This window comes from Streptomyces iranensis (assembly GCF_017874715.1).
Classification (GTDB): Bacteria; Actinomycetota; Actinomycetes; order Streptomycetales; family Streptomycetaceae; genus Streptomyces; species Streptomyces iranensis.
This window is the reverse complement of sequence record NZ_JAGGLR010000026.1, coordinates 54,768-67,395: the sequence shown is the minus strand read 5'-3', so window position 1 is coordinate 67,395 and position 12,628 is coordinate 54,768. Positions and strand designations below refer to the sequence as shown.

At 72.8% G+C, this 12,628-nt stretch carries 6 protein-coding genes; 1 reads left to right on the top strand and 5 read right to left on the bottom strand.

Features of this window, described 5'->3' with window-relative positions:
* Positions 1-702: 702 nt before the first annotated feature.
* The 5 genes from J2Z30_RS38170 to hisC all read right to left on the bottom strand — a co-directional run bounded on the left by J2Z30_RS38170 (position 703) and on the right by hisC (position 10,920).
* On the bottom strand, positions 703-2,445 hold the full coding sequence (locus J2Z30_RS38170; RefSeq protein WP_078956780.1) for a sensor histidine kinase: 1,743 nt from the start codon (positions 2,443-2,445) through the stop codon (positions 703-705).
* A 412-nt stretch (positions 2,446-2,857) separates the two neighbouring features.
* Complete coding sequence (gene cydD, locus J2Z30_RS38165) at positions 2,858-6,847, bottom strand: thiol reductant ABC exporter subunit CydD (RefSeq protein ID WP_044581684.1); 3,990 nt, start codon at positions 6,845-6,847, stop codon at positions 2,858-2,860.
* Positions 6,848-6,866: 19 nt separating this feature from the next.
* Entirely contained in the window at positions 6,867-7,868 is a 1,002-nt protein-coding gene (gene cydB / locus J2Z30_RS38160) for a cytochrome d ubiquinol oxidase subunit II (RefSeq protein WP_044572725.1), read from the bottom strand.
* Positions 7,869-7,896: 28 nt separating this feature from the next.
* Positions 7,897-9,534, bottom strand: a complete 1,638-nt coding sequence (locus J2Z30_RS38155) for a cytochrome ubiquinol oxidase subunit I (RefSeq protein WP_044572723.1) — start codon at positions 9,532-9,534, stop codon at positions 7,897-7,899.
* A gap of 306 nt (positions 9,535-9,840) precedes the next feature.
* Entirely contained in the window at positions 9,841-10,920 is a 1,080-nt protein-coding gene (gene hisC, locus J2Z30_RS38150; RefSeq protein ID WP_044572720.1) for a histidinol-phosphate transaminase, read from the bottom strand.
* Positions 10,921-11,326: 406 nt separating this feature from the next.
* Between hisC and J2Z30_RS38145 the strand changes: the two genes are divergently transcribed.
* Positions 11,327-12,427 (top strand): LacI family DNA-binding transcriptional regulator, encoded by a 1,101-nt coding sequence (locus tag J2Z30_RS38145; protein WP_044572718.1) that lies wholly within the window; start codon positions 11,327-11,329, stop codon positions 12,425-12,427.
* Positions 12,428-12,628 lie beyond the last annotated feature (201 nt).

The window sequence follows — 12,628 nt, the reverse complement described above, 5'->3', positions numbered from 1 at the left end:
GGGATACGAAGGACCGAACGGCCCGCGAGCCTCATCCCACCGTCGATGATCACGACCCGCACTCTGACGAAGCGCTAGTTGGCCCGCGTAGGTGAGCCGTTGGGCCGAGCGGGCGACAACCACCGCCCCACGACGCCCTGCCACCGGCCCAACACCCCGCCGAGCCCTCAGCCCGGCCACCGGCCGGTCAGGCCCCTGGCCGGTCAGACCCCGGGCCAGTCAGGCCCCCGGCCTGGCAGACCCTCGGCCTGACAGCGGCCCAGGCCTGGCAGCGGCCCCGGCCTGGCAGACCCCCGGCCTGACAGCGGCCCAGGCCTGGCAGCGGCCCCTCAGACACCTTCGCTCGGCAACAGCGCCCAGGCCCTCACCCGGCCACTCGGCCACTCGGCCATTCGGCAAAAGCGCCTCAGGCCCCCACCCGGCCAGCGGCCGTGAGAGCCCCGGCCCCGGCAGCGGCCCCTCAGGCTCCCCGCCCAGCAGCGGGCCCCATCCGACAGCCGCCCGCCAGGCGCCTTCACCCGGCAACGCCACTCCAGGCCCCGTGACCCGGTCGGCGCTGTCAGGCCCCTCCGCCCGACAGCGGCCAGTGAGGCTCCCTCATCCGGCAACGGCGCCTCAAGCCCCGGGCTTGAGGCGGGGCTTGAGGCGGGCTTGCCCCCGCTCGGCGGTTGACCTCGGACTCCGTCACCCGGCGGCAGCGTCTCAGGCGTCCTCGCTCGGCAGGGGTGCCTCCCACACCACTGCCGTGCCGCGGCCGTCCTCCCCGAGGCCGGGGCCGAAGGTGCTCGATCCGCCCAGCGCCTCGGCCCGCCGTGCCAGGTTGGCCAGCCCGCTGCGCCGCCCGTCCGCGGGCACCCCCACCCCGTCGTCCGCGACCGTCAGCCGGACCGCCGGCCGGCCGTCCGCGAGCCGGGCGGTGGCGTCCACGACCACCTCGATCCGCTCGGCCCGAGCATGCCGGAAGGCGTTGGACAGCGACTCGCGCAGTGCCGCGACGAGGTGGGCGCCGGTCACGGACACGACCAGGTCGTCCACCGGGCCCACGAAGGTCAGCGACGGCTGGAAGCCCAGCGGCACGGCGGCCGCCCTGACCTCCCGCAATACCCGGCCGCGCAACCCGGGCGGCGTCTCGGGCGGGGTCTGCTGCAGCGCGAAGACCGCCGTCCGTACCTCCTGGATGGTGGCGCCCAGCTCCTCGACGGCCCGTTCGATCCGCTCCCGCACCTCCGGCGCGTCCGACTGGCGCTCCGCGCTCTCCAGCAGCATCCCGGTCGCGAAGAGCCGTTGGACGACGAGGTCGTGGAGGTCGCGGGCGATCCGGTCGCGCTCCTCGAGGACCGCGAGCCGCTCCCGGTCGCGCTGCGCCTCGGCGAGCACCAGCGCGACCGCCGCCTGCGCCGCGAACTGGGCGGCCAGGGTGCGCTCGGTCGCGGTGAACGGCTCGGCGTCGCGCTCCCGCGCGGTGGCCAGCACGCCGAGCACCCGGTCCCCGCTGCTCAGCGGCACCATCATGTTCGGCCCGTAGCGCCCGGGGACGCCGGTGCCGAGCAGCGGGTCGGCGGCCGGGTCCTCGATGAGGACCGGCTGTCCGGCCAACAGCCTCGGCACGGCCGGGGAGCGGGCCGGAAGTACCGCGCCGAGCAGCCCGGACCGCTCATCGGCGGCCACCGCCACGGCCTTCAGCCCGTCACCGCCGTCCTCCGGCAGCAGCACGATGCCCACCGCCGCGTCCGCGAGCTCCCGGGCCTTCTCGGCGACCACGGCCGGTCCGTCCCCGGCGCCGCCGGACAGCACCGCCTGGGTCACGGCCACCGACCCCTCGATCCAGCGCTCACGCTGCCGGGTGGCCCCCTGGAGACGGGTGTGGCCGATGGCGATCCCCGCCTCGGTCGCCAGCACCTCGGCCAGATGCCGGTCGGAGTCGGTGAACGGACCACCGTCCCGCTTCTCGGCGAGACAGAGAACGCCGAAGATCTCCTCCCCGACGCGCAGCGGAACGGTGAGATACGCGCTCGACGGCTGGGGCGGACCCGACGGCCGGGGCGCGCTCGACGGCTGAGACGGGCCCGACGGCCGGGACGGGCCCGACGGCTCGGCGGCCGAGGGCGCTCCGGAGCGGCATACGTCGGCGAGCAGCTCCGCGCACCGCTCCCGGTCGGCCTCTGTCACGCCGTACGTGACCACATCGGCCAGGCCCTGGCCGGCGGCGGCGTCGCCCTCGGTGTGGTGCACCCCGATCGCGGCGCGGCGCGCGCCCACCAGCTCGGCCGCGGTACGGACGATCCGGTCGAGGACGGTGTGCGCGTCCGGCCCGGTGCCGAGCGAGCGCATCGCCTCCAGCAGCCGCGGCAGCCGCGCCGTGAGCTCGGTGGACAGCCCCCGCAGACCGCGGGTCGCCTCCGCGGCCACATCCAGGGGGTCGGGGGAGGGGGCAGCGGCCGCCATGCCTCGAGCCTAATGAATGCCGCAGGTAAACGCCCTGTTGTGAGCACTGGGCACCGTTTCCGCCGCTTCGGGGGTGCCGTAGGGCGGCCCACACGGGCCAGGGTCAACCATGCGGCAGCTCATGCCCCTCCCCGCGGCATCGACGCGGCTCCGCCACGTGGCAGGGGCCTCGCCCCCAGACCCGGGGGTCCCGCCCCCAGACCCCGGGGTCTGGGGGCGGAGCCAAAGTTTCGGGATGGGGAGGGGAGCAGCCCGCCGCAGGCGTCAAGATCCGTCCGACAAGCCCCAGCCACGCCGGAGCGCCCGTAGTCCAAGCCCGGCTGCCCAGCGCCCACCAGCACCCCACACGGGGCGCCGAACCAGACGTCCCGGCCCCGCAAGCTCCGCCGGACAAGCCCTGACCCACACCCGGCTACCCGGCACCCACCAGGGCTCCACCCTCCACCGCCTCGCGCTCCAGCATCCGGCGGAATGGGCCGTCGGCCGAGGCCAGTGCCGCGTACGTGCCGCGCTGGACGGCTCGGCCGCCATCGAGGACGATCACCTCGTCCACCGCGTCCAGGCCCGCCAGCCGGTGGGTGATCAGGACGGTTGTGCGCCCCTGGGTCGCCGACAGCAGGTCGGCCGTCAGGGCGTCGGCCGTGGGCAGGTCCAGGTGCTCGGCGGGCTCGTCCAGGACCAGCACGGGGAAGTCCGCCAGCAGCGCGCGGGCCAGTGCCAGCCGCTGCCGCTGGCCGCCGGAGAGCCGTGCGCCCTGCTCGCCGACGAGCGTGTCCAGGCCGTCCGGCAGCCCGTCCACCCAGTCCAGCAGCCGGGCCGCGGCCAGCGCCGCGCGCAGTTCGTCATCGCTCGCGCCGGGGCGCGCCAGCCGCAGGTTCTCGCGCAGCGAGCTGTCGAACACATGGGCGTCCTGGGCGCAGAGGCCGACCAGCCGCCGCACCGCGTCCCCGTCCAGGGCGGCGGCGTTCCGGCCCGCCAGGGTGTACGTGCCGCCCTCGGTGTCCAGGAAGCGGAGCAGCACCTGGGCGAGGGTGGTCTTGCCCGCCCCCGACGGGCCGACGACCGCGACCCGGCGGCCCGGACGCAGCTCCAGCCCGAACCCGTCCAGGGCGGGGACGGACTGCCCCGGGTGGCGGGCGGTGATCCCGCGCAGCACCAGCGGATACGGTGCGCTCGGCGCCTCCTCGCACCCCGCCTCGTCGGGCTCGCGCACCGGAATCGGCTCGTCCAGCACCTCGTACACCCGCTCCGCGGCCCGCCGCACCCGCTGCCGGTGCTGCACCGCGAGCGGCAGCCCCGCGACGGCCTCGAAGGCGGCGAGCGGGGTCAGCACCACGACCGCCAGCCACACCCCGTGGATGCGGCCGTCCGCCACGGCCGGGACCCCCACCCACGCCGCGGCCGCCACGGTCAGCCCGCAGACCAGTGCGGACAGCCCGGCGCCCGTACCGGCGGCGGCCGCCGTCCGCCGGGCGATCCGGGTGAGCACCCCGTCGGCCCGGCGCACCGCGTCCAGCCGGCGCGGCAGCGCGCCCGCGACGGTCAACTCGGCGGTCCCCGCGAGCAGGTCCACGACCTGCGCCGACAGGGCACCGCGCGCCGGTGCCAGCCGCCGCTCCGCGCGCCGCGCGAGCGCCCCGGACACGGCGGGCACCACGACCCCCGCCACCAGCAGCCCCGCCGCCAGCACGGCCCCGGCCTCGGGCAGCACCCAGGTGAGGAAGCCCACCGAGGCCGCGCCGGTGGTCAGCGCGGTGCCGACGGGCAGCAGCCAGCGCAGGAAGTAGTCCTGCACGGTGTCCACATCGGCCACCAGCCGGGAGAGCAGATCGCCGCGGCGCGTCCGGCCGAGCCCGGCGGGCGCCAGCCGCTCCAGCCTCCGGTAGACGGCGACCCGCAGCTCGGCCAGCACCCGCAGCACGGCGTCGTGCGAGACCAGACGCTCGGCGTAGCGGAAGACGGCCCGGCCGATCCCGAACGCCCGGGTCGCGGTGACCGCCACCATCAGATAGAGCACGGGCGGCTGCTGCGCGGCCCGCGAGATCAGCCATCCGGACACGGCCATCAGGCCGACCGCACTCAGCAGGGCGAGGCTCCCGAGCAACAACGCCAGCCCAAACCGTTTCCGCCCCCCACGCGCGGCCCCCCGCACCCGCGCCAAAGCGCCCCGACGGGGGCGCGGGGCCGAAGCGCGCGACACGGCCGCGCCATGCGACGCGGCCGAACCGCGCGACGTGGCCGCGCCGTGCGACGCCACTGGGCCACCCGACGCGCTCAGGCCCGTGCCGTCCGGCCGGTGCCGTACCTCGCCCAGACGTTCACCGGGTCCGGCGTCCGCCGTCGGCTCGTGCGCGCCCGCAGACGCCTCCGGCGCGGACTCCCGCGCCCCCGCGCGCGGGTGCCCGGCCGCGCGCGCGACATCCACCACCGACACGGGCAGATCCACGGGCAACGGGGACAGCCCCCCAGAACCGGCGGCCCCAGAACTGGCGGCCCCCGAACTGGCGGCGCCAGAACCGGCGGCTCCGGAGCCGGCGGCCCCGGAGCCGGGCCGCGCGTCCGCGTCCGCGTCCGGCGCGGATACGTGCGCCTCCGCGCACCGATCCCCGTCCGCATACGCGACGGACAGGCGGACGCCGTCCCCGCGAACGGCGGGCCGGAGAGAGACGGCCGGTCCCGGGCGTACGCCGCCCGCCGCCGACGCGCGCTCAACCGCGGGCAGAGCGGCCGGCCCACCAGGGGCAGCGGCCCCAGAGCCCCGGCCCGGCCCCGGCAACCGCAGCACCCGGTCCGCCAGCGGCAGCAGTGCCGGGCGGTGGACGACCAGGAGGACCATGCGGCCCTCGGCGAGCCGACGCACCGCCTCGACGACAGACGCCTCCGTCTCGCCGTCCAGGTTCGCCGTCGGCTCGTCCAGGAGCAGCACCGGGCGGTCGGCCAGGAAGGCACGGGCCAGGGCGATCCGTTGGCGTTGGCCCGCGGAGAGTCCGGCGCCCATCTCGCCCAGCCGGGTCTCGATCCCATCCGGCAGCGTGGAGACGAAACGCAGCGCGTTCGCGTCCCGCAGGGCGGCCCGTACCGCCTTGTCGTCGGCGTCCGGCCGGGCCAGCCGGACGTTCTCCGCGATCGTCCCGGCGAAGAGGTACGGGCGCTGGGGCACCCAGGCGATCTGGCGCCGCCAGCTCTCCGGATCCAGGGAGGCCAGGTCCCGGCCCCCGATCAGCACCCGGCCCTCGTGCGGCGCGGCGAAGCCCAGCACGGCGTTCAGCAGGGTCGACTTCCCGGCGCCGCTGGGGCCCACGACGGCGACCGTCTCCCCCGGGCGGATCTCGAACGAGGTCCGGGCGAGAGACGGTTCGGTGCGCCCGGGGTGGCGGACCACCAGCCCGTCCAGCGCCAGCGCGGCATCCCGGGCGTCGGGGGCGGGCGAGCCGCCCGCCCCCGAGGGCTCGCGCTCCAGCACCGCGAACACCTCGTCGGCCGCCGTCAGCCCCTCCGCCGCCGCGTGGTACTGCGCGCCCACCTGCCGCAGCGGCAGATATGCCTCGGGGGCGAGCACCAGCACCACCAGTCCGGTGAAAAGGTCCATCTCACCGTGCACCAGCCGCATTCCGATGTCGACCGCGACCAGCGCGACCGACACCGTGGACAGCAGCTCCAGGGCCAGGGAGGACAGAAAGGCCAGCCGCAGCGTCTTGAGCGTGGCCCGCCGGTAGTCGCCCGTGATCGCACGGATCGAGGCGGCCTGGGCCTTGGCCCGCCCGAAGACCTTCAGGGTGGGCAGCCCGGCCACGACATCGAGGAAGTGCCCGGACAGCCGGGACAGCAGCCGCCACTGACGGTCCATCCGGGACTGGGTGGCCCAGCCGATGAGCATCATGAACAGCGGAATCAGCGGCAGCGTGGCGACGATGATCAGCGCGGAGATCCAGTCCGCGGTGACGATCCGGGCGAGCACCGCCACCGGCACCACCACGGCCAGCCCCAATTGAGGCAGATAGCGCGCGAAGTAGTCGTCCAGCGCGTCGATGCCCCGGGTGGCGAGGGTGGTGAGTTCACCGGTCCGCTGGGAGTCCAGCCAGCTCGGCCCGAGCCGTACCGCCCGCTCCAGCAGCCGCAGCCGCAGTTCCGACTTGACCGCCGCACCGGCCCGATGGGCGGCCAGCTCGGTCAGCCAGGAGACGACCGCCCGGCCGACGGCGACCAGCGCCAGCAGCCCCAGCGGAAGCGTCAGCGCCGTCACGTCGTCACCCCGCTGGAAGGCGCCCACCACGATCTCGGCGATCAGCATCGCCTGCGCGATGACCAGTCCCGCTCCGGCCAGGCCCAGCGCCACGGAGCCGGCGAGGAAGAAGCGGGTGGCCCGTGCGTACCGCAGCAGCCGGGGGTCGATTGGTTTCACGTGAAACACCGCACCCGCGTCAGTGGGCGGCGGGGATGTGCCGGGTGCCGATGCGCTTACGGAAGACCCAGTACGTCCACGCCTGGTAGGCCATGATCAGCGGCAGCATGATGACGCCCACCCACGTCATGATCTTGAGCGGGTAGGGGCTGGAGGCAGCGTTCGCCGCCGTCAGGCTCCACGCCGGGTCCAGCGAGGAGGGCATGACCTCGGGGAAGAGCGCCAGGAAGAGCATCGCGACGGCCGCCGTGACGGCCACCCCGGACAGCCCGAACGCCCATCCCTCACGCCCCCGCTGGTTCATGATCAGCGCCGTGGCCAGCGCCAGAACGGCGATGACGACCGCCACCAGGCTGCGGGCGTTCCCGCTGTCGCCCTGCGTCCAGACGAGGAACGGCACCGCGACGGCGACGGTGGCCAGCCCGAGCCGGGCCGCGTACCGCCGCGCCCTGGTCCGGATGTCCCCGTCCGTCTTGAGCGCGGCGAAGACCGCGCCATGGAAGGTGAACAGCACCAGCGTGACCACCCCGCCCAGCAGGGCGTACGGCGTGATCAGATCCGACAGACCGCCCGCGTAGTTCCCATCCCGGCCGATCGGAACCCCGTGCACCAGATTGGCGAAGATCGCTCCCCAGAGGAACGCGGGCAGCAGCGAGCACCAGAAGATCGCGTGCTCCCAGCTGCGCTGCCAGCGGTCCTCGGGGCGCTTGTGCCGGTACTCGAAGGCGACACCGCGCAGGATCAGGCAGACCAGGATGGCCAGCAGGGGCAGATAGAAGCCGCTGAAGAGCGTCGCGTACCAGTCGGGGAAGGCGGCGAAGGTCGCCCCTGCCGCCGTGATCAGCCAGACCTCGTTGCCGTCCCACACCGGCCCGATCGTGTTGATCAGGACCCGGCGCTCGGTGCGGTCGCGGGCGAGCAGCTTGGTCAGCACGCCGATGCCGAAGTCGAAGCCCTCCAGGAAGAAGTAGCCCGTCCACAGGAAGGCGATCAGCAGGAACCAGAAGTCGTGAAGGTGCATGATCCTCTCCGGTGATCCTCTCCGGCCGTCAGTACGCGAAGGTCAGCGGCTTGTCGGCGTCCTCGTCCACGTCCACGTCCTCGGCGGAGGCCCCGCCGTCCGGGTTGCCAGGACCACCCGGACCGCCCCGGCCCCCCGGGCCGCTCGACGGCAGCCGCAGCTTCGGGTCCTTGGCGGGCGGCTTCTCGTCGGTGTCCGGTCCGGCCTTGGCGTACTTGGTCAGCAGCCGCACCTCGATCACCGCGAGCACCCCGTACAGCAGCGTGAAGACGCCGAGCGAGATCAGCACCTCGGTCCGGCTGACGCCGGGGGAGACCGCGTCGGCGGTCTTCATCAGTCCGTAGACCGCCCAGGGCTGCCGGCCCATCTCGGTGAAGATCCATCCGAAGGAGTTGGCGATCAGCGGAAAGCCCATGGTGAGGATCCCGATCCGCCAGGACCAAGTGGACAGCAGCGGGCTCAGCTCGCGCTTCTTGGTGAGCATGAGCCGGGGCACCTCGTCCTCCCCGGTGCGGAAGGCAGGCGCCAGCCACCGCTTGCGGCGGGTCGTCCACAGCCCGATCAGCCCGGCGACGAACGAGGTCATCCCGAAGCCGATCATCAACCGGAAGCCCCAGAAGGTCATGAAGATGCTGGGGATGTAGTCATCGGGCTGACCGCCGTAGGCGTCGGCCTCCCGCTGGGCGATGTCGTTGATACCGGGGACGGAGTCGGTGAAGTTGCTGTGCGCCAGGAAGGAGAGCACCCCGGGGACCTCCAGCTCGACGCTGTTGTGCCCCTTGCTGACATCGCCGACGGCGAAGACCGAGAAGGGCGCGGGCGTCTGGGTCTCCCAGAGGGCCTCGGCCGCCGCCATCTTCATCGGCTGCTGCTCGAACATCACCTTGCCGAGCTGGTCACCGCTGATCGCCGTGCCAAGCCCCGCGATGACCGCGACGACCAGGCCCACCCGCAGCGAGGTCCGCATCGCCCCGATCTGCTTCTTCCGCTGCTCGCCCAGCTCCTCGCCGCGCTCCCGGCGGCGCTTGGCCCGCAGCAGATGGAAGGAGGAGATCCCGATGATGAAGGCGGCGCCGGTGAGGAAGGCGGCGGTCAGCGTGTGGAAGACCACGACCAGGGTGGTGTTCTGGGTCAGCACCGCCCAGATGTCGGTGAGCCGGGCCTTTCCGGTGGCCTTGTCGATGGTGTAGCCGGTCGGGTGCTGCATCCAGGAGTTGGCGGCCAGGATGAAGTACGACGAGAGGATCGTGCCGAGCGCGACGATCCAGATGCAGGCGCAGTGGATCTTCTTGGGCAGCTTGTCCCAGCCGAAGATCCACAGACCTATGAAGGTGGACTCGAAGAAGAAGGCCAGCAGGGCCTCCATCGCGAGCGGGGCGCCGAAGACATCACCGACGAAGCGCGAGTAGTCCGACCAGTTCATGCCGAACTGGAACTCCTGCACGATGCCGGTGACCACACCCATCGCGATGTTGATCAGGAAGAGCTTCCCCCAGAACTTGGTGGCGTGGAAGTAATTCTCCTTGCCGGTGCGGACCCAGGCGGTCTCCAGACCGGCCGTGATCGCGGCGAGAGAGATCGTCAGCGGCACGAAGAGGAAGTGGTAGACCGTCGTGATGCCGAACTGCCATCGGGCCAGCGTCTCCGGCGCCAGAGCCAGATTCACCTGAATCTCTCCTTACGGTCGTGCCTGCCCGCGGAGCGAGCTTGTGAACGTATTCACATTCACAAGCAATGATACGCACACGACTTCGCCCCCTCCCACCGGGGGTGGTAGGGGGCGAATGGGACACGTATGGGTATGCTGCGCACCTCTCGGAAGGGCCGTTGGGCCCCTTGCGAGGCCGTCGCCGACGGGCCCTCGACGGCTCCGAAGGCGGTGCCCCGCCCAGCGGGCGTTCCGCCCGGCGGCGTGCCGCGCGATGGCCCTTCCGCCCGGCGGCCGTTCCGCACGATGGACGACCCGCCCGGCTCAGAGCTCCTTGCGGTACTCCTCCGCCGTCCGCAGGAAGATCTCGTTCGCCTCGCGCTCGCCGATGGTCACCCGCACCCCCTCACCCGGGAACGGACGGATTACCACGCCCGCCGCCTCGCACGTCGCTCCGAAGTCGGCCGTGCGCTCCCCCAGCCGCAGCCAGACGAAGTTCGCCTGGGAGTCCGGGACCGTCCACCCCTGGGCGGTCAGCGCCTCCCACACCCGGCCCCGCTCGGTGACCAGCGCGTCCACCCGCTCCCGCAGCGCGTCCTCGCTGCGCAGCGAGGCCACCGCCGCGTCCTGGGCGAGCTGGCTGACGCCGAACGGCACCGCGGTCTTGCGCAGCGCCGCCGCCACCGGCTCATGGGCGATCGCGAAGCCGACCCGCAGCCCGGCCAGGCCGTACGCCTTGGAGAAGGTGCGCAGCACGCACACATTCGGCCGGTCCCGGTAGAGATCGATCCCGTTGGGGACCCGCTCGTCCCGGATGAACTCGATGTACGCCTCGTCCAGCACCACCAGCACATCGGACGGCACCCGATCCAGGAACCGCTCCAGCTGGGCCCGGCGCACCACGGTGCTGGTCGGGTTGTTGGGGTTACAGACGAAAATCAGCCGGGTGCGGTCGGTGATGGCGTCCGCCATCGCCTCCAGATCGTGCTCCTCGGCGTCGTTCAGAGGGACCCGCACCGATGTCGCCCCGGCGATCTGAGTGATGATCGGATATGCCTCGAAGGACCGCCAGGCGTAGATCACCTCATCGCCCGGTCCCGCCGTGGACTGGACCAGCTGCTGGGCCACGCCGACCGAGCCGGTCCCGGCGGCCAGATGCTCCAGCGGTACGTCGAAGCGGCTCGCCAGCTCGGCGATCAGCGCGGTGCAGGCGAGGTCCGGGTAGCGGTTGAAGGAGGCGGCGGCGTTCGCGGCGGTCTCCAGCACCCCGGCCAGCGGCGGATAGGGGTTCTCGTTGGAGGAGAGCTTGAAGGCCAGGGGGCCGCCCGCGGCGGCCGGCTTGCCGGGCTTGTACGTCGGAATGCCGTCCAGCGCGGCGCGCAGCTTGGGGCTCTTCTCGGTCACCGACAGTCCTCCTCGACCCATCCTGTCTCGAACCGTGCACAGCGTTCGCACACGGCAATACTGCACACCTTATGAGGATTCCCCCGTCTCGCGTACCCGCCGGGGCGCCGCCGCGTATCCGCCCCCGGCGCCCGCGTACCCACCGGGGGGAGCGCCCCGCTTTTTCACGCGCGCCGGTGGCGAGCGCCGTGGCGCGCATCACCCGTGCAGGTGAGTTGAGACCTCTTCGAGACATGTATCAATCACCAGGCATGGATATGCCAGGGGCGATCAGAGGCCCGGTGGAACCCCCAACTGGCTTCACTTCCAAGGGAATTGGGGAAGGCGCTCATGCAGAAACGTGCCTTCCGAATACCGATGGCGGAATCGCGCAACCCGCCCACCCGCGCCCTACTATCGGCTGGCCATGACAGCAGCAGGGAAGCACCAGGTGAGCCGGTCGGCCGGCCGCCGGTTAGGGCGGGCGGGCATCCGGGACGTGGCCGCCGCCGCCGGGGTCTCCATCACGACCGTCTCCGACGCGCTCAACGGCAAGGGCCGGCTCCCGGAGGCCACCCGCCGCCATGTCCGCGAGGTCGCCGAGCGGCTGGGCTATCGCCCGTCCGCAGCGGCCCGCACGCTCCGTACCGGCAAGTCCGGCCTCATCGGCCTGACCGTGACCACGTACGGGGATGAACCTTTCACCTTCACCGAGTTCGCCTACTTCGCCGAGATGGCGCGAGCTGCCACCTCCGCCGCGCTGGCCCGCGGCTACGCCCTCGTCATCCTCCCCGCCACCTCCCGCCACGACGTGTGGTCCAACGTCGCCCTCGACGGCACCGTGGTGATCGACCCCTCCGACCACGATCCGGTCGTCACCGAGCTCTTACGCCAGGACATCCCCGTCGTCAGCGACGGCCGCCCCGCCGGCGCCCTCCCCGTCACCGCCTGGGTCGACAACGACCACGAGGCGGCGGTGCTGGGACTGCTCGACCATCTCGCCGAGGCCGGCGCCCGCCGGATCGGACTGCTCACCGGGACCTCCACCGACACCTACACCCGGCTGTCCACCACGGCGTACCTGCAGTGGTGCGAACGGGTGGGACAGGATCCGGTCTATGAGGCGTACCCGGCCCACGACCCTTGTGCCGGTGCCGTCGCCGCCGACCGGCTGCTCGCGCGCCCGGACCGCCCCGACGCGGTCTACGGCCTCTTCGACCCCAACGGCACCGATCTGCTCGCCGCCGCCCGCCGCTACGGGCTGCGGGTCCCCGACGATCTGCTGCTGGTGTGCTGCAGCGAATCGACCGTCTACCGCACCACCGAGCCGCCCATCACGACCCTCTCACTCAAACCCCGCCGGATCGGCACGGCGGTCGTTCAGTTGCTCATCGACGCCATCGAGGGCCTTGACACCGGCCACCCCGTTGAACAGGTCATACCCACCGAATTGATGGTGCGGACGTCCTCACAGCGCCGTCCGCCGCGTACGACGGTCAGCGCCCCGCGCAGCCGTGCTGGAGGCTGACCTGAGGGTGACTCAAGGATTACCCGAGGAGGACCTGGGGCCAATGGGCTTCCCCTACTGGGCCAATCCGGGATAAAAGTCCGACGAAGCAGGAGCGAGCAGCGATTGACGGCACCCTGGTGCGTCACAAGCCCTCACGGTCATTCCTATGATGGGCGGACGACACCGCGGACCGCCGTCGACCAGGCAAGGTCCACAAGG